22 protein-coding genes are annotated in these 22,542 nt (G+C 66.8%); 16 read left to right on the top strand and 6 right to left on the bottom strand.

The genetic code is table 11. The annotated features are described in order from the left end of the window. Positions 1-8 precede the first annotated feature (8 nt). Positions 9-872 carry a xanthine dehydrogenase accessory protein XdhC gene (xdhC, locus tag L1787_RS09090; protein WP_235708485.1) on the top strand — a complete coding sequence of 288 codons (864 nt, stop codon included), beginning with the start codon at positions 9-11 and terminating at the stop codon, positions 870-872. Next, complete coding sequence (locus L1787_RS09095; protein ID WP_235708486.1) at positions 869-1,900, top strand: guanine deaminase; 1,032 nt, start codon at positions 869-871, stop codon at positions 1,898-1,900. Before xdhC ends, L1787_RS09095 begins: the two co-directional genes overlap by 4 nt. Before the next feature lie 27 nt (positions 1,901-1,927). Here the strand turns inward: L1787_RS09095 and L1787_RS09100 are convergent, their stop codons facing one another. Both L1787_RS09100 and L1787_RS09105 read right to left on the bottom strand, forming a co-directional pair. Continuing rightward, positions 1,928-3,217: an NAD(P)/FAD-dependent oxidoreductase gene (locus tag L1787_RS09100; protein ID WP_235708487.1), complete on the bottom strand. Its 1,290-nt coding sequence runs from the start codon at positions 3,215-3,217 to the stop codon at positions 1,928-1,930. Positions 3,218-3,302: 85 nt separating this feature from the next. Then, a complete protein-coding gene (locus tag L1787_RS09105; RefSeq protein ID WP_439648269.1) occupies positions 3,303-4,712 on the bottom strand; it encodes a glutamine synthetase family protein in 1,410 nt (469 codons plus the stop codon). A 427-nt stretch (positions 4,713-5,139) separates the two neighbouring features. On the opposite strand from L1787_RS09105, the gene L1787_RS09110 reads away from it, so the two are divergent. Beyond that, positions 5,140-5,832 (top strand): PRC-barrel domain-containing protein, encoded by a 693-nt coding sequence (locus tag L1787_RS09110; RefSeq protein WP_235708489.1) that lies wholly within the window; start codon positions 5,140-5,142, stop codon positions 5,830-5,832. Between the two features lie 91 nt (positions 5,833-5,923). Here the strand turns inward: L1787_RS09110 and L1787_RS09115 are convergent, their stop codons facing one another. Further along, positions 5,924-6,820, bottom strand: a complete 897-nt coding sequence (locus L1787_RS09115; RefSeq protein ID WP_235708490.1) for a mechanosensitive ion channel family protein — start codon at positions 6,818-6,820, stop codon at positions 5,924-5,926. 34 nt (positions 6,821-6,854) lie between these two features. Then, on the bottom strand, positions 6,855-8,198 hold the full coding sequence (locus L1787_RS26015) for an adenylate/guanylate cyclase domain-containing protein (RefSeq protein ID WP_235708491.1): 1,344 nt from the start codon (positions 8,196-8,198) through the stop codon (positions 6,855-6,857). A gap of 260 nt (positions 8,199-8,458) precedes the next feature. Between L1787_RS26015 and L1787_RS09125 the strand changes: the two genes are divergently transcribed. From L1787_RS09125 to L1787_RS09145, 6 genes are all read left to right on the top strand, one after another. Further along, a complete protein-coding gene (locus L1787_RS09125) occupies positions 8,459-9,721 on the top strand; it encodes a PQQ-dependent sugar dehydrogenase (protein ID WP_235708492.1) in 1,263 nt (420 codons plus the stop codon). Then, positions 9,711-10,067 carry a c-type cytochrome gene (locus L1787_RS09130; RefSeq protein ID WP_235708493.1) on the top strand — a complete coding sequence of 119 codons (357 nt, stop codon included), beginning with the start codon at positions 9,711-9,713 and terminating at the stop codon, positions 10,065-10,067. The genes L1787_RS09125 and L1787_RS09130 overlap by 11 nt, the downstream gene beginning before the upstream one ends. Before the next feature lie 42 nt (positions 10,068-10,109). Continuing rightward, positions 10,110-10,235 carry a hypothetical protein gene (locus tag L1787_RS25685; protein ID WP_255720369.1) on the top strand — a complete coding sequence of 42 codons (126 nt, stop codon included), beginning with the start codon at positions 10,110-10,112 and terminating at the stop codon, positions 10,233-10,235. A gap of 339 nt (positions 10,236-10,574) precedes the next feature. Then, positions 10,575-11,555 carry a hypothetical protein gene (locus tag L1787_RS09135; protein WP_235708494.1) on the top strand — a complete coding sequence of 327 codons (981 nt, stop codon included), beginning with the start codon at positions 10,575-10,577 and terminating at the stop codon, positions 11,553-11,555. A gap of 379 nt (positions 11,556-11,934) precedes the next feature. Continuing rightward, positions 11,935-12,882 carry a DMT family transporter gene (locus L1787_RS09140; protein ID WP_235708495.1) on the top strand — a complete coding sequence of 316 codons (948 nt, stop codon included), beginning with the start codon at positions 11,935-11,937 and terminating at the stop codon, positions 12,880-12,882. Positions 12,883-13,055: 173 nt separating this feature from the next. Continuing rightward, positions 13,056-14,090 (top strand): phytanoyl-CoA dioxygenase family protein, encoded by a 1,035-nt coding sequence (locus L1787_RS09145; protein ID WP_235708496.1) that lies wholly within the window; start codon positions 13,056-13,058, stop codon positions 14,088-14,090. 528 nt (positions 14,091-14,618) lie between these two features. Here L1787_RS09145 and L1787_RS09150 read toward each other — a convergent pair. Next, positions 14,619-16,220, bottom strand: coding sequence for a carboxyl transferase domain-containing protein (locus L1787_RS09150; protein ID WP_439648270.1), 1,602 nt, complete (start codon positions 16,218-16,220; stop codon positions 14,619-14,621). Between the two features lie 58 nt (positions 16,221-16,278). Here L1787_RS09150 and L1787_RS09155 point away from each other — a divergent pair, with 58 nt between their 5' ends. The 7 genes from L1787_RS09155 to L1787_RS09185 all read left to right on the top strand — a co-directional run bounded on the left by L1787_RS09155 (position 16,279) and on the right by L1787_RS09185 (position 21,320). Further along, entirely contained in the window at positions 16,279-17,310 is a 1,032-nt protein-coding gene (locus tag L1787_RS09155) for a 2,5-dihydroxypyridine 5,6-dioxygenase NicX family protein (RefSeq protein ID WP_235708497.1), read from the top strand. Further along, the gene (locus L1787_RS09160; protein WP_235708498.1) at positions 17,307-17,885 is read left to right on the top strand and encodes a 5-formyltetrahydrofolate cyclo-ligase; all 579 of its coding nucleotides are present in this window, start codon (positions 17,307-17,309) and stop codon (positions 17,883-17,885) included. The genes L1787_RS09155 and L1787_RS09160 overlap by 4 nt, the downstream gene beginning before the upstream one ends. Further along, positions 17,867-18,694, top strand: a complete 828-nt coding sequence (locus L1787_RS09165; protein WP_235708499.1) for a TIGR00282 family metallophosphoesterase — start codon at positions 17,867-17,869, stop codon at positions 18,692-18,694. Before L1787_RS09160 ends, L1787_RS09165 begins: the two co-directional genes overlap by 19 nt. Before the next feature lie 154 nt (positions 18,695-18,848). Then, positions 18,849-19,256, top strand: a complete 408-nt coding sequence (locus L1787_RS09170; RefSeq protein WP_235708500.1) for a DUF983 domain-containing protein — start codon at positions 18,849-18,851, stop codon at positions 19,254-19,256. 178 nt (positions 19,257-19,434) lie between these two features. Continuing rightward, positions 19,435-20,184: a YebC/PmpR family DNA-binding transcriptional regulator gene (locus L1787_RS09175; protein ID WP_235708501.1), complete on the top strand. Its 750-nt coding sequence runs from the start codon at positions 19,435-19,437 to the stop codon at positions 20,182-20,184. Between the two features lie 150 nt (positions 20,185-20,334). Further along, positions 20,335-20,925, top strand: a complete 591-nt coding sequence (locus L1787_RS09180) for a histidine phosphatase family protein (protein WP_235708502.1) — start codon at positions 20,335-20,337, stop codon at positions 20,923-20,925. 146 nt (positions 20,926-21,071) lie between these two features. Next, a complete protein-coding gene (locus L1787_RS09185) occupies positions 21,072-21,320 on the top strand; it encodes a hypothetical protein (RefSeq protein WP_235708503.1) in 249 nt (82 codons plus the stop codon). Between the two features lie 98 nt (positions 21,321-21,418). Here L1787_RS09185 and L1787_RS09190 read toward each other — a convergent pair whose 3' ends face one another. Next, positions 21,419-22,534, bottom strand: a complete 1,116-nt coding sequence (locus L1787_RS09190; RefSeq protein ID WP_235708504.1) for a substrate-binding domain-containing protein — start codon at positions 22,532-22,534, stop codon at positions 21,419-21,421. Between the last annotated feature and the right edge of the window lie 8 nt (positions 22,535-22,542).

Genomic DNA, 22,542 nt, shown 5'->3' on the forward strand with positions numbered 1-22,542 from the left:
CCGGCGCGATGACCACCACCGCGATGGCCGCGCCGCCCCTCTCGCATTCGGCCGACCCGCGTGAGACCGCCCCGCGCCTTGCCGACATCGCCGCCTCGGTCCGCGCCGAGCCGACGGCGATCGCGCTGCTCGCCGCCGTCGCGGGCTCCACCCCGCGCGAGAAGGGCGCCTGGATGATCGTGACCGGCGGGGCGACGCGCGGCACCATCGGCGGCGGCGAGGCGGAGCGGCGGACCGTGGAGGCGGCGCGGCGGCTCCTGTCCGAAGGCGGGCGGCGCGAGACGCTCGACCTGCCGCTCAACCCGACGCTCGACCAATGCTGCGGCGGGCGGATGACGATCGAAATCGCCCGCATCGACGAACCGCCCGACGCCGCCTTCCCCCTCTATGACGGCGGCCCCCTGGTGGCCGATCCGCCGCGCCGGCCCGTCATCGTCTACGGCGCCGGCCATGTCGGCACCGCGCTCGTCGCCGCTCTCGCCCCGCTCCCCTTCGCACTCGACTGGGTCGATGCGCGCGAGGCGACGCTGTGGCCCGCGCACGGCCCCGTCGCCTGCCGCCGCATCGCGCTGCCCGAGACCGTCGCCATGGCCGCCCCGCCCGAGACCGTCCACCTCGTGATGACGCACAGCCATGCCGTCGATCTCGAGATCGTGGCCGCGGCCCTTTCCCGCCCGTTCGCCTTTCTCGGCCTGATCGGCACGGCGACGAAGCGGGCGATCTTCACCCGACGGCTGGCCGAGCGCGGGCTTGACGCCGCCCGCCTCACATGTCCCATCGGCTTGCCCTTCATTGACGGGAAGGAACCCTCCGTGATCGCAGCCTCCGTCGCGGCCCAGCTTCTCGCGCTCGATCGCGGAGAGCGCCGATGAGCCGCCTCATCGAGCGCGGCCCGCTTCGCCCCTTTCGCGGCACGATCACGGGCGCCGATCCGTTCGAGGTCGTCGAGGACGGGGCGATCCTGATCGACGATCATGTCGTCGTGGATTTCGGACCGGCGCGGCGGCTGATCGCGGCCCATCCCGACGTGATGGTGGTGCCGACGGACGCGCTCCTGTCGCCCGGCCTCGTCGATGTCCATTGCCATTTCCCGCAGACCCGGATCACCGGGACTTATGGCGGCGGCCTCCTCGAATGGCTCGAGAACGTCACCTTCCCGGAGGAAGAGCGGTTCGAGGATCCGGCCTATAGCAAGGCCGTCGCCCGTGAGTTCTTCGACCAATGCGAGGCGGTCGGCACCAACGAGGTGACGGTGTTCTGCACCTCGCATCCGAATTCCGTCGACGCGCTGTTCACCGAGGCGCTCGACCGCACCATCAAGGTGACGGCCGGGCTCGTGATGATGGATCGCAACGCGCCCTCCCCGCTGCTCACCCCGGCGCAGGACGCCTATGACGACAGCCTCGCCCTCATCGAGCGCTGGCATGGCGCGGCGGGCGGCCGCTTCACCTACGCGATCACCCCGCGTTTCGCGCCGACATCGACGCCGGCGCTATTGGAGGCGGCGGGCGCCCTGTGGGCGGCGCACCCGACCTGCGCCATGCAGACGCATCTGTCGGAAAGCGAGGAGGAGGTCGCCTGGGTGCGCCGCCTCTTCCCCCACGCGAAGGATTATCTGGCGGTCTACGAGAAATTCGGCCTCGTCGGGCCGGGCGCGATCTTCGCCCATGCGATCCACCTGACCGACCGGGAGGTCGCCTCGCTCGCCGAGCACAAGGCGGTGGTGGCGCATTGCCCGACCGCCAATCGGTTCCTGCAATCGGGCACGTGCGACGTCTCGCGCCTCCTCGCGGCCGGCGTCACCGTCAAGCTCGGCACCGATATCGGCGCCGGCACGACGTTCGACGTGATGGAGGTCGCGGCCGTCGCCGAGGGCGTTCCCCGCCGCCCGCTCGATTAGGACGCGGCGGCGCGGCCCGCCTTTTTCTTACCGGCCGATGCCCGGCAGGGCGAGACGGTCGCGCAAGGAGAACCACGCCATCGCGAGGGCGGCGAGCGGCCCCTGGAAGCGCCGCCCGCCCGGAAAGGGCGGAACCGGCATGTGAGAGAAGACGTCGAGCGCGTCCGTCTCCCCGGCCACAGCGTCGGCGATCACCTTGCCGGCGAAGGTCGCGAGGCCGACCCCCTGCCCCGAGTAGCCGCCGGCGGCGTAGAGCCCCGGCTCGAGCCGCCGGATATAGGGACAGCGGGTGCGGGTGATGCCGAGCGTGCCGGACCAGGCGGCCGCGATCGGCGCATCCGCGAGGTTCGGATAGACCTCGAGGAGATAGGGCCGCACGAAGGCTTCGATATCGGCCGGCGGCGTGCCGAAGCTCTCCCCGCCGCCGAAGATCAACCGCCCCTCGGCATCCTGCCGGAAATAGCGGACGACGCGGCGCGTGTCGGACACCGCCTCGCCGCCCGGAATGACCGCGAGGTCGAGCGGCTCGGTCGCCGCGATGTGGTTGACGAGGGGCATGATGCGGTCCTCGACGCGCGGCTCCAGCCCGTTCAGATAGCCGTTGCCGGCGAGGAGGATCGTGTCGGCGAGGATCTCGTGGTCGTCACCGCCTCTGTGGGAGAGCGTGGCGCTGAGCTTGCCCGCGCGCCGGCCATGATGCGTCGCCTGCACGAAGGGGTGGAGCGCGGCCCCCGCCTCACGTGCGGCGCCCGCCAGCGCCGCCACCAGCGCGAGAGGATTGAGATGGCCGCCCTTCGCGTCGCGCACGCCGCCATAATAGCGCTTCGTCCCGATCGCCGCCGCGAGCTCGCCCCGCGACAGGACTTCCGTTTCGACGCCATAGCGCTCGGCCAGATGGTCGGCATATTCGCGCGAGTCGTCGAAGTCGCGGACGGTGTGGGCCGCCTCGATGAGGCCGGGCCGGAAGCCGCAATCGGCGCCGAGCTCCTCGCGAAGCTGGTGGACGAGGGCGACGGCCGCCTCGCCGAGCTCCCAGAGCGTGTCCGCGATCGGCTCGCCGAGATGGTGGGTGAGCCAGATCTGGTCGCGCCGCTGGCCGGGGTGGATTTGCCCGCCATTGCGGCCGGACGCGCCGTCGCCGAGAGCGCCCTTGTCGATCACCGTCACGGCGCGGCCCGCCCGCGCGAGGAAGAGCGCCGCCGACAGCCCCGTCAGCCCCCCACCGACGACGAGCACGTCGGTCCGCTCCGGGAGTGCCCAGTCGGCGCTCTTGGGGCGCGGGATCGCGGCGTCTTCGGTGTAGATGGTGTCCGACATCGGCGCGGGGCCCTCCTCCATGTCCCGGCGCGAGGTGCTGCGCCGGGCTATGGCAAAGGCTTACCGCAACATGGTGTGCCGGGTCTCACACATTGAGGAGCAGATATTCGCGCTCCCACGGGCTGATCACCCGCATGAACGTCTCGTATTCGGCCTGCTTGATCGCGCGGAAGGTGGAGACGAACGACTTGCCGAAGATGTCGACCAGCGGCTCGCACTCCTCGAACAGAGTGACGGCCTCGGTGAGGCCGCGCGGCAGGCCGAAGGGAAGATCGCGCGCCGACCCTTCGATCGGATCGTCCGGGTGCCCGGCCTCTTCGAGGCCGAGAAGCCCGCAGGCGAGCGAGGCGGCGATCGCGAGATAGGGGTTCGCGTCCGACGAGGGGATGCGGTTTTCGAGCCGGCGCGCATCGGGTTTGCCGTGCGGCACTCTGAGGCCGACGGTCCGGTTGTCGTAGCCCCAATGGACGTTGGTCGGACTCGCCGAGAACCGCTCCAGCCGCCGATAGGAGTTCACGTAAGGCGCCATGATGCACATGACGTTCGGCAGATAGCGCTGGTGCCCGTAGATAAAGGAGAAAAAGTCCTTCGTCGGATCGCCCTCGGGTGTCGAGAAGATCGAATCGCCCGTCTCGATGTCCACCACCGAGGCGTGGATATGCATCGCAGAGCCGGGCTCGTTGCTCATGGGCTTGGCCATGAACGTCGCGTACATCTTGTGGCGGAGCGCGGCCTCGCGGATCGTGCGCTTGAAGAGGAAGACCTGGTCGGCGAGGTCGACCGGATCGCCGTGGAGGAGGTTGATCTCCATCTGCGCGGCGCCCTCTTCGTGGATGAGGGTGTCGATCTCGAGGCCCTGGGCCTCCGAATAGTCGTAAATGTCGTCAAACAGGTCGTCGAACTCGTTCACCGCGGCGATCGAGAAGGACTGGCGGCCGATCTCCGGCCGGCCGGAGCGGCCGATCGGCGGCTCCAACGGATAGTCGGGATCGGTGTTCGGCTTGACGAGATAGAACTCGATCTCCGGCGCGACCACCGGACGCAACCCCTTCCGCGCGTAGAGCTCGACGACGCGCTTCAGGACCTGACGCGGCGCATGGTCGACCGGGCGCCCGTCTTTATAGCGTGCATCATGAATGAGCTGCGCCGCCGGGTCCGACGCCCAGGGCACGACCGCAAGCGTCGCGTAATCCGGGTCGAAGATGAGGTCGCCGTCGGTCGGATCGTGGGAGAACTGCTCGTCTTCCTCCGGATAGTCACCCGCGATCGTCTGACTGAAGATCGAGGTGGGCATCGTGATCGACGGCGATCGGTTGAATTTCTCCGTCGGCATCAGTTTGCCGCGCGCGACGCCCGCCTGGTCGGGAACGATACACTCGACGTCCTGAATGCCGCGGGATTTCAGCCATTCGACCGCTGCCTCATGGTCCGGCACACCGCGGGCTCGGAGCGCGGTCTGCTGATCGGTCGGTTGATTTGGCGGCGTCTGGTCCACGGGAATCCGTTGGTTTTTGGCGCGTTGGCGCAGGGCAGGACAAGAAAGCCGTCTGAGGGGTGATGCTGTCAACCGTGTCCGGCGCACCGGCCATGTGCGACCGAATGTCAGAGTCGAAACTAAATCCGAACTGATCGCCCCGTTGTGCGTTCTAAGATGTTCGACAATTTTCTACGCATTCGAATCGACTCCTTATAGATAAAAACGGGCAATGCGTGGATCGCGACTTAATCGCAAAAATATTGCGGCCCCGTGGAACGACTTTGATAGCCAGCGCATTCATTTGCAGTCGACGAAATGAAATCGTCACGGAAGATCAAAAGGCACAATCATGTTTGCACAGAAGAAAATCTGGCTTGCTACCGCGTCCGCTCTGGTTCTCCTCTCGGCGCCGGTCATGGCCCAGAATTCGGCGAACGTCACGGTCGTGAAGCCGGACGGCCCCGCTGAACAGGCTGGCGAACAGGTGGACAACGCGGCTGCGGCGACCGCGAACGCGGCCGAGAATGCGGCGGATGCGACCGCCGATGCCGCCGGCGACGCGGCCGATGCGACGGCCGATGCCGCCCAGGACGCAGCGAACGCCGCTGACAACGCCGCGGACTCCGCCATGGAAGCGGCTGACAGCGCCGCAGAGTCCGCCGATCAGGCGGTCGACAATGCCGAGGCCACCGTGGAGAGCGCGGACGAGGCGGAAGTCGCCGAGGGCACCCCGGTCGAAGGTCAGATCTTCGAGCAGAGCCCGGACACGTTCCTCGCCTCGACCCTCCTCGACGCCGACGTCGTGAATTCGGCTGACGAGAAGATCGGCGATGTCCGTGACATGGTCCTCACGGCCGACGGTACGGTCGAAGGCGTGGTGATCGGCGTCGGTGGTTTCCTCGGCATCGGCGAGAAGGAAGTGGCGATCGAGCTTTCCGCTCTCTCGATCTCCGAGGACGAGAATGGCGACCTGAACTTCATGCTCAACGCCACTGAGGAAGAGCTGAAGGCGGCGCCGGAATTCCGCGACGCCGACGAGATGGAGAACGACCGCGAGGCGACGGCTGCGGCCCCGGCGACCGGTACGGGTGGCATGGGCACGGGTGCCGGCACCACCACGACGGCTCCGTCCAACTAAGTTCGGTATCGCACTCCGCGACCACCACATCGCACAACGCGATCACCAGGGCCGCCTTCGGGCGGCCCTTTTCGTCGTGCGCGACGCGGATCTAAGCCGCGTTTTCGGTCTCGTCTCCCGGCCGGCGATCGGTCGGCTGATCCTTGCCGACGGGCGGCGCGTCGCCTTTCACGGCGACGATCTGGCGATGCGGGAACGGGATCGACAGGCCGCTCGCCTCGATCTCCTCCTTCGCCCGTTTGGTGAGCGCCCGCTTCATTTCCCAATAGTCGCTCGCGGCGAGCCAGATCCGCAGCGTGAGATCGACCGAGGAATCGCCGAGACCGCTGACGAAGGCATTGGGCGCCGGCTCGGCGTGCACCTTTTCCTCACGGTCTGCGATGTTGCGCAGCGTCTCGAGCGCGGCGTCGATCGAATCGCCGTAATCGATGCTGACTTCGATATCGAGCATCCGCGTCGGATAGACGGAATAGTTCGTCACCGTCGCACCCCAGACCTGGGAATTCGGCAGGAGCTTCTGCACATTGTCGTAGGTCGCGAGCTCGGTGAGGAAGAGGGTGATCGACTTCACCGTTCCAGCCTCGCCCGACACCTCGATATAGTCGCCGGTCTTGAACGGCCGCATCATGATGATCATCACCCCCGCTGCGAGCGAGGTGAGCGAGCCTTGCAGAGCAAGGCCGATGGCGAGCGAGGCCGCGCCGAGCACCGCGATGAGGCTCGTCGTCTGCACGCCCATCAGATTGAGCGAGATGATCACGAGGAGCGCGAGGAGCCCGTAATAAATGAGGCTCGCCAGAAACGACTCCACGATCGGATCGAGCCGGTTGCTCTTGGCGATCCAGACGCGGATCCAGGCATAGACGCGACCCGCGGCCCACCAGCCGACACAAAGGATCACGATCCCGACGAGAATGTTGATGCCTTGCACGGCAATCCACGTCATCAGCGTCTGGAGGACGCTTTCGGAGGCAGGGGCGTCGTTCATGGGCTTCTCCTCATTGGGTCGGCTGTCGCTCGCATCAGGAGACTGGGAAAGCGCGGTCTCCGACGAGCGGGTGGGTCGGCGGCGCGCCGAGCCAGAAGGCCTGGATCTCGCCGAGCCCTTTCACCGGGACCCGGCCGCGCGGGGTCATCGGGAAACGCTCGGCGAGCAATGCGGCGGTCGAGCCCGACATCTGAATAAAAGCCGGTGCGCCGTGACTTTCCATGCGTGAGGCCGTGTTCACCGCATCGCCCCACAAATCATAGGCGAAGCGCGTCCCCCCGATCACACCCGCGACCACCGGACCGGTGTGGAGGCCGATCCGCACCTTGAGCGGCGTGTCGTCGAACGCGCCATATCGATCGGTGAAATCGCGAAAGGCGAGCGCGAACCGGGCGATGCGCTCCGCCCCCACGTCGAGCGTCACCCGAAGGCCGGAAACGGCCATGTAGGCGTCGCCGATCGTCTTGATCTTTTCGACCTTGTGCTCGGCGGCGAGGGCGTCGAGCCCCCGGAACAGCGTGTCGAGCCACGCGACGAGATGCTCGGGCGTGGCGGTGCGCGCGCGGGCGGTGAAGCCGACGAGATCGGCGAAGAAGATCGTCACCGCCTCGTGCCGGTCGGCGACGATGCGGTCGGGCTCCGCCTTGAGGCGCGCGGCGATCGGACGGGGCATGATCGCGAGAAGCAGCCGTTCGGACCGATCGACCTCGGCGGCGAGCTGCGTCTCGGCCTGATGCGTCTTCACCAGCGCGTAGGTGAAGAGCCACACGTTGATCACCATCACATTGATGACGATCGAACCGGAAAGCCGCTCGACATATTGCGGTGCGGCGAGCGCCACCGGCCCCATATGCGGAGCGAAGGCGAGCGCCGCGACGACCGTCGCGAAGGCCATCATGACGACGAGCGCGAAGAGCCGCCAATGCGCGACGCCGAAGAACAGGAAGGCCGCGGCGGTGAACGCGAAATAGACGTGCGCCCCGCCTTCGAGCCCGGTCAGCCAGATCACCCGTGCCGTGCCGACGCAGACCGCGGTGCAGAGGAAGAGCGCCGCCGCATTCCGCGAGACGCGGTGGAAGAGCGGGGTCGACAGGTACAATCCCGCGAACACCAGATTGTGGACGATGAGCGGCTGAAGCGCCGCCGCCCCCACGACGAGCTGCTCGATCGCGTGCTGGACGGAGGCGAGAGCGCCGACAAGGGCGGCGGTGTTGACGAAGCGCTGGCGGCGCCGCACCGCCGGATCGGGACTGACGATGCCGATCGAAACCAACCAGCCGAGCGAGGCGCGCAAGGCAGCCAGCCGGCCGAGACCGTCGGGCTCGATGCGAAAGGTGCGAACGAAGGTCGCAAACCGATCGATGGAGCGATCGGGCACACCGCCCTCCTCGTCTGCGCGACGAAACGATTCGTCCGCGCCCTTAACCTATCGCAATTGCGCTCCATTTGGGATGTGGCCGGGCTCGCCCCGACCGACGTCACGATCGTCGGCGCCTCGCGGGCCCGGCGACACCCCACTCACCCGAAGATTCCGCTTGGCGCAACGAACAATCTAAGGGCATCCTCGCCATGACCCGGCGCACCTCCCGAACGACGTCGGGACATCAGAGCTCGAAATGGGCAACAAGGAGGAACGCTATGCTCCGCTTGACCGCACTCGCTGCGTCGACAGCGCTCGTCGCGACGGCCGCATCGGCCCAGGCTCCCGCACCGACACCGGCGCCGGACAACCTGGAACGCCTCTCCGCCTTCAGGACCACGGGGACCAAGGATTTCACGACCATCGAGCAGACCGGCTCGAAAGCCGAGGCGCTCCGCGCGACGCTCGAAAAGATCAAGCTGCCCGACGGTTTCAAGATCGACCTCTACGCCATCGTTCCCGACGCGCGGCACATGGCGGTCGGCCCGCAGGGCATCGTCACCATCGTCGGCACCCGCAAGAGCAAGGTCTGGGCCGTCACCGACCGGGACAAGGACCGCGTCGCCGACGAGGTGAAGGACTTCGCCCCCTCGCTCACCTTCGTGATCCCCAACGGCCCCTGCTTCTCGCCCGACGGTATGCTCTACATCGCCGAGCAGAATCGCGTTCTCAACTTTCCCGCCGCCGAGTTTTTCTATGAAAGCCCGGACGTCGCCGCCGCCAACGTCGTGCCGCAGGGGAAGCTGATCCCGGTCGACGAGGAAAGTTACAACCACACCGCCCGCGTCTGCCGCGTCGGGCCGGACGGCAAGCTCTATATCAGCCTCGGCCAGCCTTATAACGTGCCCCCGCCGGAGAAGCTGGACCTTTATCGCAAGGTCGGCATCGGCGGCATCATCCGCCTCAATGTCGACGGCACGGGCCGCGAGGTCTACACCACCGGGATTCGCAATTCGGTCGGGCACGACTTCAACCCGGAGACCGGCGAGCTCTGGTTCACCGACAACCAGGTCGACGGCATGGGGGACGACATCCCGCCCGGTGAAATCAACCTCCAGACCGAGGCGCAGCAGAATTTCGGCTTCCCCTGGTATGGCGGCGGATCGGTCCGAACCAACGAGTACAAGGACCAGGAGATCCCCGAGGACGTCGTGATGCCGGTCGTCGAGACCATCGCCCACGCCGCCGATCTCGGCATGACCTTCTATTCCGGCTCGATGTTCCCGCCGGAATACAAGAACGCCATCTTCTCCGCCCAGCACGGCTCATGGAACCGGACGACCCCGGTCGGCGCTCGTGTGATGGTGACGACGATCGCAGAGGACGGCACGGCGACCTCGGAGCCGTTCGCCGAAGGGTGGCTCAGTGACAGCGGCGAATATCTCGGGCGCCCCGTCGACGTGGCGCAGCTCAAAGACGGCTCGATCCTCGTGTCGGACGATCTGGCCGGCGCGCTCTACCGCATCTCCTATGGCGAGTGACCGCGCGCGCTCCGGCTTCGGCCGGGGCGCTCTCGTCCTGTCAGTTCTCGCGGGCGTCGCGGCGCTCGCGGGGAATGCGGCGGCGGATCCCGCGGCGGGCCGGCAGAAGGCGGCGATGTGCCAGGTCTGCCACGGCTATGACGGGATCGGCACCAATCCCGAGGTGCCCAATATCGGCGGCGAGAGCGACATTTACCTGATGCGCCAGCTCAAGGCGTTTCGCAGCGGCGAACGTCAGCACCAGCAGATGTCGATCATCGCCTCCGGTCTCAGCGACGACGATATCCGCAACCTCGCCGATTATTATTCCTCGATCGAAATTACGGCGACCGTTCCAAATTATTGAAGCCTGGGCGCCGTCCCGCCTCATCATAGGCGCCTCACCGCGATGCGAGCTGAGGCAGAGATGGTGAGGCGGATCCGCGCGGACGGCGCGTCCCTCCTCGGAACCGGCGGCGCGTCAGCGCGCCACGTCATCCTCGCCGGGTTCGGCCTCTTGCGCATTCGGCTCTGATGCTTCCACGGATGCATCGTGACGCTCGGGCGTCGGGCCGTCCTCCGGAGCGCGGCGATTGCGCGACTGATCCTTGCGCCGCTTGAGGTTCTCACGGAGGGCCGCGGCGAGGCGGTCATTGCGATCGGCTGGCATCTTGGCGGATATCCTGGGCTCTGCGCACATCGAACGCCATCGGTGTTCCGATGGACATTTGTGCCGGGGCGTTGGACCGGGCGACGTCATGGCGCGCCCGGTCACCCGGCCGGCCGCGATGATGCGTCAGTCGCGCAGGCTTTTAAAGGCCCGCCTCGCGCCTATGTCTGCAAGGCGGAAACGCTGCCGAAGAGGGAAACGATCATGAAGAGATTATTGGCCATCACCGCCGTCCTCGCCACCACGCTCACAGCGGCGCAGGCGACGGAGATCGTCATCTACACGGGCGGCGCGCCGACCGGCGCGGGCTCGACCTACCACAACGGAATGGGACAGGCGGTCGAGGAGCAGATTCGCAAGCTCGCCGAGCCCTTCGGCTACGATGTGCGCCGCGTTCCCTCGGGCGGCGCGGTCGCCAACGCCGCCGCCTGCGCCAAGGAGACGGAGAATATCTGCTTCGGCATCGGCCAGGGCGGGCTCGAATATGCGCCCGTCACCGACGGCGCCGTCCAGATCGTGCGCAACGATCTTCCGGGCGAATGCGCGATGGCCTTCACCAACGAGCCGCGCCTTCCCAACTGGAAATCCGTGCTCGCGAACGCCGAGCGCGTGACGTTCGTCGTGCCGGAAGGCTCCGGCTCCGAAGCGTTCATCCGAAAGGTGTTCGAGGCCGAGCCCGCTTTGCAGGGCAAGTCGCCGAACTTCGAGTATGCGAGCGGGCAGGACGCGATTTTCGAAGCGATCCGCAGCAAGCGCGGCGCGCTCGGCGTCTTCTACGCCTATCCGAACCCGACCGCCGGCATGGTGAACGCCGCCGCCAAGGACGGGATGACGGTGATGGGCATCCTCGCCCCGGCCGTCGCCAAGGAATCGAACGACTATTATCTCAACCGCAAAGCGCCCTACGAGCTGTCCTGGATGGGCCTCGGCGAGACGAAGACCGTCCCGGCGATGTGCTCCAAGGCGCTGCTCTTCGCGGGCGAGCCGTCAAAGCTCAACGACACTTGGGCCCAGGGCGACTATGAGGAGTTCATCGCCAAGCTGAAGGCGCTCCCGGCCGACGCCTTCGTTCCGCAGGACGGCCCCCTCGCCAAGCTGATGCGCGAGGTGGAATCGCTGTCCGACGAATATGGCGTCTCCGAGATGGTGACGGACCTCGACCGGCAGGTCCAAGAAAAGTTCTGACACGGTCGGACGGCGCGCGCTGGGGCGCGCGCCGCCGCCATCTTGTCGCAATCCTCGGGTACGGCGGTGTCAGGCTGCCGTACCCGTTCGTTCGTCGGCCGGACCCGTTCGACAAGCGCGCCCGCCGCACGAGACGGCGCTCGAATCCCGGCCCCGCGATGGAGCGTTCATCGCGCCGGTCGGCCTCGCCCCCGCGCCTGGGGCGCTTGCTCGAATGCCGATTCGCCTGCACTAATGGTCCCGGCTTCGACCACTTGATTCTGCGCCGCACGCGTTCTCGCCGGTCCATTCATCTTGTTTCGCTGCCATCCGAGGCCAGCACGGCCTTGCGCGTCAACATTTCGCGCATGCCGTTCACGACGAACGATTGTTTTACACCATGGTCACGACCCCAGCATCGACCACCTCCAATGATGCGATTACTGGCATCTTCTGGAAAGTCAGCTCGGCATTCATCTTCACGTTGATGTTGACGATGGTAAAGCTTGCGGGCGAGCGTTATCCGGTCGGCGAGCTCCTCTTCGCGCGCAACATTTTCGGCCTGATCCCGGTGCTCATCTTCATCGTCTGGGCGGGGAATCTCCGCGATGCGCTGAAGACCAACAATTTGCCCGGCCATATCCGGCGGGCGATGGCGGGGATGTTCGCTATGGGGCTGTGGTTCGCGGCCCTTCAGCGCCTGTCCTTTCCCGAGGCGACGGCGATCGTCTACGCCGCGCCGCTGATGATGGTCGTCCTCGCGGCGACCGTGCTCGGCGAGACGGTGCGCATCTATCGCTGGTCGGCGGTGGGGGTCGGTTTCGTCGGGGTCTTCATCATCCTCGTGCCGCAGTTCGAGGAGGGCTTCGACCTCGCGGACGCGGCCGCCGTCGGAGCGATCCTCGCCCTTGCCTCGGCCGCCTTCATGTCGATGACGTCGATCTTCGTCCGCCAGCTCGCGCGCTCCGAATCGACGAGCACGATCGTGCTCTATTTTCTCATCGCGGGCACCGCCGTCACCGCGTTGACCGCGCCGACCTGGGTGATGCCCGACAACTGGTTCGACGTGATGCTCCTCGTCGGCATCGGCGTGACCGGCGGGGTCGGGCAGCTCTTCCTCACCCAAGCCTTCCAGCACGCCGAGGCGTCGCTGATCGCGCCGTTCGAATACACGTCGATGATCTGGGTCGTGACGATCGGCTATTTCGTGTTCGGCGAGGTGCCGACGATCTATGTCGTCATCGGCGGGACGATCGTCATCGCGTCGGGGATCTTCGTGATCTTGCGCGAGCGGCGGCTCGGCCTTCAGCGCGCCGAGCGGAAGGTCGGCTCGCCCCTGCGGCCCTGAGCCGCGTCCGTCCGTCTGGATTTACCGACTTCATGCGAGCAAACTGGAGAGATCTTTCAGCTTTCTCGGATTTGCATTAGCATTCACATCGCGAAAGCATTTCGTTTTCTTGCCGCTTCTGACGACCCGGAGGGGTCTTCCTGTGGAACGCGGTCGCCGAGTGGAGAATGCGAATGGCGAATTGGCTTGCGGCGCCGTTGTGGCCGCTTGAAATCTTTACTGCGACAAAGGCGTTCTCAAACCCTCTTCTCGCGAGCGAAAAGCTCAACCGGCGCGGGCTCTATGCCTGGCGCGTGACGGCGACGCATCGCCTTGCCGACCGTCGGCGCCGCAAGCTCCGCCATCTCGTGAGCGATGCGGAGCGCGAGGCCTTCGACACCACCGGCGCCATCGTGAAGACGCCGCTTGCCCCCGACGCGTTCGCCGCGCTGCGCGAGGAGGTGATGAACCTCTCGGCTCCCGCCTATGAGATGCGCGAGGGCGACGCCGTCACGCGGCGCATCGCCGTGACGCCGTCGCTTCTGACGTCGACGCCGACGCTCGCCCGCCTCGTCGCCTCGCAGGAATATCAGGGGCCGATCCGCTATGCCGGCTCCTTCGACGTCGCGCCGCAGCTTTATATTCAGACGATCTTCACCCATGTCGTCGAGCCCGACGGATCGCCCGATCCGCAGAACCAGCTCCACATGGACACCTTCCACCCCACGGTGAAGTCGTGGCTGTGGCTCGATGATGTCGACGAAGACATGGGGCCGTTCGCCTACGTGTTCGGCTCGCACAAGCTCGATCCGCGCCGCCTCGCCTGGCATAAGCGCCGCTCGGTGATCGCCGCGCAAGGCGGGCCGCATGGGGGCTCTTTCCGGGTGAGCGATGCCGAATTGCGCCGGCTGCATCTGCCGGATCCGCACGTCTTCGTGGCGCCGGCCGGCACGATGGTCGCGGGCGACACGTTCGGCCTTCACCGCCGCACGCGCGCGACACGGCCGTCGCGGCGCGTCGAGCTTTGGGCGACGAGCCGTCCCAATCCGTTCAACCCGTTCATCAAGAACTGGCTGTGGCCGTTGCCGGGGATGGAGGGGCGGGAGGCGATCCTGTGGCAGGAATACGCCACCTTTGCCCACAAGATGGGGCTCAGGAAGCGCAAGGACTGGCACTATGTCGGGAAGGTTCGCCCGAAAGACGATCCGCGCCACCCCTCGTTGACGTGAGGGTGGGGCGGAAGGCGTCTCGCGTCTTCCGCCGGTCGCTGTGCCATGCACGAGATCATGGCTCGCATGGCCCTGTCCGTCCGATCATCCGCCAGTCGTGCCAGAGATGATGAGACGGGCTCTCAAGATTTCAGACTCGAGTATCGGGGATCGTCCGCGTTGGCGGCCGATCCGGGGTGCGATTAGTGCTGATGCCCGCGGCGTTGAATCGTATGCCGTTCTTGGGGCGGCGCGAAGACCGCCATAACGGCATAGAAGAAACGCGATGCGAGCCGGGTCGCAGAGGGGCTGGTCATGTCCTAACCGATCAGTTTGTGAGAAGTTCGGGCGCTGTGTTCGCCCGTTGACGAGGACATGGCCCCATTCCGGCGAAAGGGGAACGCCCGATAATCGCTAACTGCCATTCAATTGTGCATAGCGCGCTCGGGTTGAGGTGCAGTGCAGCATCTGCCACAAGGCCGGAATCGAAACGCGCCGGCGGAGCCCCGCCGGCGCGTTTCGTTTTGTCCGACCCGAGCGCCGGGTCCGCTACATACGGAAGACGCCGAATTTGGTGTCCCCGATCGGCGCCTGGAGCGTTGCCGCGAAGGCAAGGCTGAGGACACGCCGGGTGTCCCGCGGGCGGATCACACCGTCGTCCCAAAGCCGGGCCGTGGCGTAATAAGGATGGCCCTCGCGCTCATAGGTGTCGCGGATCGGCGCCTTGAAGGCCTCCTCCTCCTCGGACGACCAATAGCCGCCGTCCGCCTCGATATTGTCGCGCCGCACGGTGGCGAGAACCGAGGCCGCCTGCTCCCCGCCCATCACCGAAATGCGCGCCGTCGGCCAGGTGAAGAGGAAACGCGGCGAGTAGGCCCGCCCACACATGCCGTAATTCCCGGCCCCGTAGGAGCCGCCCACGATGAGTGTGATCTTCGGCACGCTCGCGCACGCGACGGCGGTCACGAGCTTCGCGCCGGCGCGGGCGATCCCCTTCGCCTCATACTCGCGGCCGACCATGAAGCCGGTGATGTTCTGGAGGAACAGGATCGGGATCTTGCGCTGACAGCAGAGCTCGACGAAATGCGCGCCCTTGTTCGCGCTCTCCGAGAACAGGATGCCGTTATTGGCGATGATGCCGATCGGCATACCTGCCAAGCGCGCGAAGCCGGTCACGAGCGTCGTGCCGTAGAGCGCTTTGAACTCGTCGAAGCGGGAGCCGTCGACGATGTGGGCGATGATCTCGCGGATATCGGTCTGCTGGCGCAGGTCCGGCGACAGGACGCCCTCGATCCCGTCCGGGTCGAGCGCCGGCGGCTCGGCCGGGCGAAGGTCCACCGCCGCGCGCGAGGGCGCGCCGAGATTGGCGACCGAGCGGCGCGCCATCGCGAGCGCCTGCCGGTCGTCGAGCGCATAATGGTCGGCGACACCCGACAGGCGCGCATGAACGTCCGCCCCGCCGAGATCCTCGGCCGTCACCACCTCGCCGGTCGCCGCCTTCACGAGAGGCGGGCCGCCGAGAAAGATCGTCCCCTGCCGACGCACGATAATGGCCTCGTCCGCCATCGCCGGCACATAGGCCCCGCCCGCGGTGCAGGAGCCCATCACCACCGCGATCTGCGCGATCCCCTCCGCCGACATCGTCGCCTGATTGTAGAAGATGCGGCCGAAATGGTCCCGATCGGGGAACACCTCGGTCTGATTTGGCAGGTTCGCGCCGCCCGAATCGACGAGATAGATGCACGGCAAGCGATTTTCTCGCGCGATTTCCTGCGCGCGCACGTGCTTTTTCACCGTCATCGGGTAATAGGTGCCGCCCTTGATGGTGGCGTCGTTGGCCACGATCATGCAAGTGCGGCCGGATACGCGGCCGATCCCGGTGATGAGGCCCGCTCCGTGGATCGCGTCGTCATAGAGCCCGTTCGCGGCGAGTGGCGACAGCTCCAGGAACGGGGAGCCGGGATCGAGGAGCGTGTTCACGCGGTCGCGCGGCAGGAGCTTGCCGCGTTTCAGATGGCGGTCCCTCGCCCGTGGCGGACCGCCATCTGCGGCTTTCGCGAGGTGATGGTCGAGGTCGTCGACGAGAGCCTCGATTGCGGCGCGGTTCGCCCGGGTGGTGTCCGCGTCGAGGGTGGAGTGTAAGACAGTCACGCGAATCCCCTTCTCCGATGGTTGGAGGGAAGCGCAGGTCGGGCCGGAAAGGAAGAGGATGTTCAGCGATCGGATCGAAGGCAAGTGGATCGATGCCTTCGCGGAGCTCTTCGAGGCGGCCCGGATCGGCCCCGAGGAGAGCGTCGTGATCCTCTCCGAGAGCGGCTCGCGAGAGGTGAATGTCCATGTCGCCGAGCTCGCACTCGTAAGGCGTGGCGTTCGTCCCGCGCGCATCGTGGTCCCGACGCCGCGCCTCGGGCGTATGATCCCACGCTCCACCGGCGCGAGCCGCGCCCTCACCGGCCAGCCTCACGTGGTCGCACATCTGAAATCGGTGGATGTCGTCGTCGACCTCACCCTCGAGGGGCTGATGCATGCGCCGGAGACTGCCGAGATCCTCCGGGCAGGAACGCGGATCCAGGTGATCTCCAATGAACATCCCGAAACGCTGGAGCGGATGGGCCCCGATCCCGACCTCAAGGAGCGGGTGCGCGAGGCCGTGCGCCGCTGCCGGGCCGCGACCACGATGCGGGTGACCTCGACCGCCGGCTCGGACCTTGCGGTCGACATGCGCGGCGCCAACACCGCGGGCGTCTGGGGCTGGACGGACCGACCCGGAACGCTCGCCCATTGGCCGGGCGGGATCGTCGTCTCGTTTCCGGCCGCCGGCACCGTCGCCGGACGCCTCGTCCTTCAACCGGGCGATATGAACCTCACTTACAAGCGATATGTCGAAGGGACCGTCGCCTTGACCCTCGGAAACGACCGCGTCGTCGCCGTCGACGGCGATGGTGTCGACGCGCGCCTGATGCGCGACACGTGGAGCGCGTGGCGCGACGCGAACGCCTATGCCGTCTCCCATGTCGGTTGGGGCCTCAACGAGGCGGCCCGCTGGGACGCGCTGATGATGATGGACAAGGTCCATACCAACGCGACCGAGCTGCGCGCCGTCGCCGGCAACTTCCTGTTCTCGACCGGCGCGAACGAGTTCGCCGACCGCTTCACGGAAGGCCATTTCGACCTTCCGATGATGGGCTGCACGATCGCGCTCGACGGAGTTGCCGTGGTCGAGGAAGGGCGGCTCGTTTGACCGTATCGAACGCATCCATCGAAAAATCGGCGCTGCGCAAGGCAGCGCTCGCCCGCCGCGCCGAAGCCGCGCGGGAAGCCGGCCCCGGCGCTGCCGAGGCGATCCTGCGCCATATCGATCTCGTACGCGGCGCGTCGATCGTCTCGGCCTATGTCGCGATGCGCGACGAGATCGATCCGATGCCGCTCGCCGGTGCGCTCCGCGCTGCCGGCGCCCGCCTCGCGCTTCCCGCGGTCGAGAACAAGACGATGACCTTCCGGGCCTACACCCCCGGCGATCCGCTGGTGGACGGCCCGTTCGGCACCCGCCATCCGACGGGCGCGATCGTCGAGCCGGACCTCCTCCTCGTGCCGCTTCTCGCCTTCACCCGCGCCGGCGCGCGCCTCGGCTATGGCGCCGGCCACTATGACCGCTGGCTCGCCGCCCATCCCGGCGCCGTCGCCATCGGCATCGCCTATGCCGCACAGGAACTCGCGCACTTGCCCGTCGAACCACATGACCAGCCGCTCAAGGCGATCATCACAGAAAAGGATGCCATCATGACCGGGGAGAGCGCGTGCGCCTCATCGTACTAGGAGACGTCGTCGGCCGGATCGGCCGGCAGGCGGTCTTGACCCATCTGCCGCGACTGATCGAACGCTATTCCATCGATTTCGCCGTGGTGAACGGCGAGAATTCCGCGGGAGGGTTCGGGATCTCCGAATCGATCCTGCAATCGCTGCTCGACGCCGGCGCCGATGCCGTCACCACCGGCAATCACGTCTGGGACCAGCGCGAGGCGCTCGTCTTCATCGAGCGTCAGCCGCGGATGCTGCGGCCGATCAACTATCCGCGCGGGACACCCGGCGCCGGCGCGGCGATGTACACCGCCCGCAATGGGGCCCGCGTTCTCGTCGCGAACGTCATGGGCCGGACCTTCATGGAGGCGCTCGACGATCCGGTCCGCACGCTCGACGCCGCGCTCGACGTCCACCGGCTCGGCAGCGAGGTCGACGCGGCGATCGTCGACGTTCATGCCGAGGCGACCAGCGAAAAGCAGGTCTTCGGCCACCTCCTCGATGGGCGCGTCTCGCTCGTCGTCGGCACGCACACCCATTGCCCGACGGCCGACCACCGCGTGTTGCCGAACGGCACCGCCTTCATCACCGATCTCGGCATGTGCGGGGCCTACGATTCGGTGATCGGCATGGACAAGGAAGAGCCGATGCGCCGCATGGTGGAGCGCGTGCCCGGTCAGCGGATCGGCCCGGCCACGGGTCCGGGCACGGTCTGCGGTGTCGCGGTCGAGACCGACGACCGGACCGGCCTCGCGCACTGGATCGCCCCCATTCGCATCGGCGGCGACCTCGACGAGGCGCTGCCCACGCTGTGGGACGAGGATTAGCCGGCGCGGCCGTCGGACGGTCGGGGGGCTTGCGTCTTCGCAAGGCGTGAAAAGATGACGCGTTTATAAGTCGGCCGTTGGCGCCCACATGGAGGGTGCCGGGTGGCGCGCTTACCGATCGACCGGGCGCGCCGCGCGTGGCATAGGATGCGTGATGACGATACAAGACCCCATAATCGACCGCAGCACGCTGCCCAACCCTCTCGTGGCCGGAATGAAGTGCCGGTGCCCGCGATGCGGCAAGGGCAAGCTCTTTCAAGGGTTTCTCGCCCTCAGAAAGGAATGCAATGTCTGCGGGCTGAAATATGACTTCGCCGACCCGGCGGACGGGCCGGCCTTCTTCGTCCTGTGCTTTGCCTGCGTCCCCGTCGTCGGGCTCGCGATCTGGTTCGAGATGGCGATGAGCCCGCCGGTCTGGGTCCACCTCATCACGACGGTGCCGCTCATCATCGTCGCGTGCTCAGCGCCGCTGCGGCCGCTGAAGGCCTGGCTGATCGCCAGCCAATATTATCACAGCGCCGCCGAGGGCCGCCTCCACACCCCGTCCCCGCCCAGCGCATAGGCGCTGCGCGCCGCGTTGACGGCATCCGCCCGACGGGAGACACTTCGCAGGTCGCGCCGGATCGCATCCGGCGCCAGGACACGCGCACACGGGGTGCTCGCCTGACGAAAATCGGAGGGCCGACGCTTCCGTCCGGACCCGACAGGCTCTAGATAGGCCAAGCGATCAGAGGACGACCATGGCCGGCCATTCCAAATTCAAGAACATCATGCACCGCAAGGGCGCGCAGGACGCCAAGCGGTCGAAACTCTTCTCGAAGCTCTCGCGCGAAATCACCGTCGCGGCCAAGATGGGCACGCCCGATCCTGACATGAACCCGCGCCTGCGCCTCGCCATCCAGGCGGCGAAGGCCCAGTCCGTGCCGAAGGACAATATCGAGCGCGCCATCAAGAAGGCCGCCGGCGACGAAGACGCGAACTACGACGAAGTCCGTTATGAGGGTTACGGCCCCGGCGGCGTCGCGGTCCTCGTCGAGGCTTTGACGGACAATCGCAACCGCACCGCCGGCGTCATCCGCGCCGCCTTCTCCAAGCACGGCGGCGCGCTCGGCGAGACGGGCTCCGTCGCGTTCATGTTCGACCGGGTCGGCGAGATCGAGTACGCCCCCGCCGCCGGCGATGCCGACACCGTGATGGAAGCCGCCATCGAGGCCGGCGCCGACGATGTCGTGTCGGACGAGGACGGCCACATCATCACCTGCGCCTTCGAGGACGTGGCGGACGTCTCCACCGCGCTCGGCGAGCAGCTCGGCGAGGCGACGGCCGTGCGCATCGTCTGGCGGCCGCAGAACACCACCCCCGTCGACGAGGACAAGGCCGGCACCTTGATGAAGCTGATCGACGTCCTGGAAGACGATGACGACGTGCAGAACGTCTTCGCCAATTACGAGATCTCCGACGAGGTGATGGAGAAGCTGGCCGCGGCCTGACCGCGCAGCCTCCCGGCCGGAACGCCAGCGCAGCGGGGCCGCGCCTCACGGGCGGGGCCCTTCATCACGCCACCGTGAGCGGACGATCGGGAGCCTCGAGCCATCCGGCGCGTTGCCCTGATCGACGGCATTCCGCCCGGAGGCACAGCCATGGCCGACCGACGCCCGATCCTTTCCGCCCTCTTCGCCGCAGCGATGGTCGCGGCCGCCTCCCTACCGGCCGCGGCCGACGAGGAGGCGGCGTGGACCGCACTGAAGCGGCCCGGCACCGCGATCATCATGCGCCATGCCGTCGCCCCCGGCACCGGCGATCCGCCGGATATGGTGCTCGGCGATTGCGAAACCCAGCGCACGCTCGACGATGAAGGCCGCGCCCAAGCGCGCCGGATCGGCGATATCCTGAAGGCGAACGGCCTCGAATTCGACCGCGTCCTCACCAGCGAATGGTGCCGCGCCCGCGAGACCGCGGAGCTCCTCGATGTCGGGCCCGTCGAGCCGATGCCGGCGCTCAACTCCTTCTTCCGCAACCCGGAGGTCAAGGACGCGGTGACGGACGAGGTCCGCGCCCTTCTCGCCGATGCGGGCGAGGAGCGCCTCCTCCTCGTGACCCATCAGGTCAACATCACCGCCCTCACCGACCACTATCCGAAGTCGGGCGAAATCGTCGTGGTCGAGGTTGGTGGCGACGGCGCATTGTCCGTCGTGGCCACGGCGGACATTTCTCCGCCACCCCGCGACTAATCCTGCGTAATTTTAAAGTTCTCTTCACCGAGAACACAGAACTCGCGCCACCGCCCGAAGAGAAAGTCTCTTCTTATTCTGCCGATCTCCCGATAAGCTCGAACGGCATCGGGCGGGTGTGCCCGGGTGACACAGGAGATACGCGCATGGACAGCAAGATTTCGCGCCGGACGGCGATGGTCGGGACCGCGGCGGCGATCGGAACGATCGCGGTCGCCGGCGAGGCTGTGGCGAAGCAGTCTCACATGGAGGCGGCGATCGTGAACCTGCAGAAGGCGAAGGAGCAGCTTCAGGCCGCGGCCGCCAACAAAGGCGGCCATCGCACGAAGGCGATCGGCCTCATCGACCAGGCCATCAGCGAAGTGCGCCAGGGCATCCGGTTCGCCAATTCGTAAGCCGTGGCCCCGTCGGCGCCTTCACGCGAAGGCCGCCGAGGGAGGCCGAATGAATGCCGGCGCCGCGCGCGCCGGCATCTTGCGTCTGGCCTCTCGCGTCAGTCGCGCCCGCCCCAGCGCTCGGGATAGCCGGGCATCTCCTCGCAGCCGCACATCGCATAATGCAGCGGCGGCATGGATTCGTTGATGTAATCGGCGAGGTTGTCACCGTCGATCGCGGGCTGCGGCAGGACCCATTCCGGCCCCGGCACCTCTTCCCCCTTCATGACCGACAAAGCGGCGATGATCGGCGTCCGCCACTGGAAGGTCGGGTAGGTCGGCGCGATCGCCGTCATCCCGAGATCACGCCATTTCTGCAGGAAATCCTGCTGATCCTCACCGTTGAAGGGCGGCACTTCGAGCCCATTGTCCTCGAACGCCTCGATCGCGGCGACGGCCGTCGCGCCGGCGTCCATCCACACCGCGTCGATCTGGCCGCGCTGAAGATAGTCCTCCACGATCGATTTCGTCTTCGCGTTGTCGCCATCGGTGAACTCGGCGCCGACGACGTTGAGGCCCGCCTCGTCGAAGATCCGCTTGCCGGCGGAATAGCGCGTCTCCAACACATCGACCCCCGGCAGGATCCGCAGCATCAGGACATTGGCGCCCGGATCCACATTGTCGGCGATGAACTCCGCCGCCTCGATGCCGAAGGCATAGCCGCCGATCGGGTGAATGAACGTCACCGGACAGTCGGTGTTGACGCCGCGATCGAACACGATGACCGGGAGCTGCTCGCACGCCCTCTCGACCGCCGGCGTCAGCGCCGCCGTGGTGTTCGGCGAGACGATCAAGACATCGCATTCGCCGCCGGCGAGGAGGTCCTCGATATCGGCGATCTGCTTGTCGTCGGAGCCCTCGGCGTCGACATGGACGAAATTCTCGATCTCGTCGTGCATCTCGACCTCGGCTTGCATGTTGGTGAAGCCGACGACGCGCCACGGGTTGTTCACCCCGGCATTGGAGAAACAGAAGGTGTAAGGGCCGTCTTTCGCATGGCTCGACGTGTCGGCCATGTCCTCGCCGAGATACTGAAGCCACGGCTGCCCCTCGGGTCCGTTCGGCGTCATCTCGAGCTGTTCGCGCTGCTTTGCGAACTCGTCCGGATCGTCGAAATTCTGTGCCGAGACGGCGGTGGTCGCCAAGGCGAGCGACAGCGCGCCGACCAGCGTCATGAAGCCTC

The sequence above is a fragment of the Acuticoccus kalidii genome (assembly GCF_021556395.1).
Classification (GTDB): Bacteria; Pseudomonadota; Alphaproteobacteria; order Rhizobiales; family Amorphaceae; genus Acuticoccus; species Acuticoccus kalidii.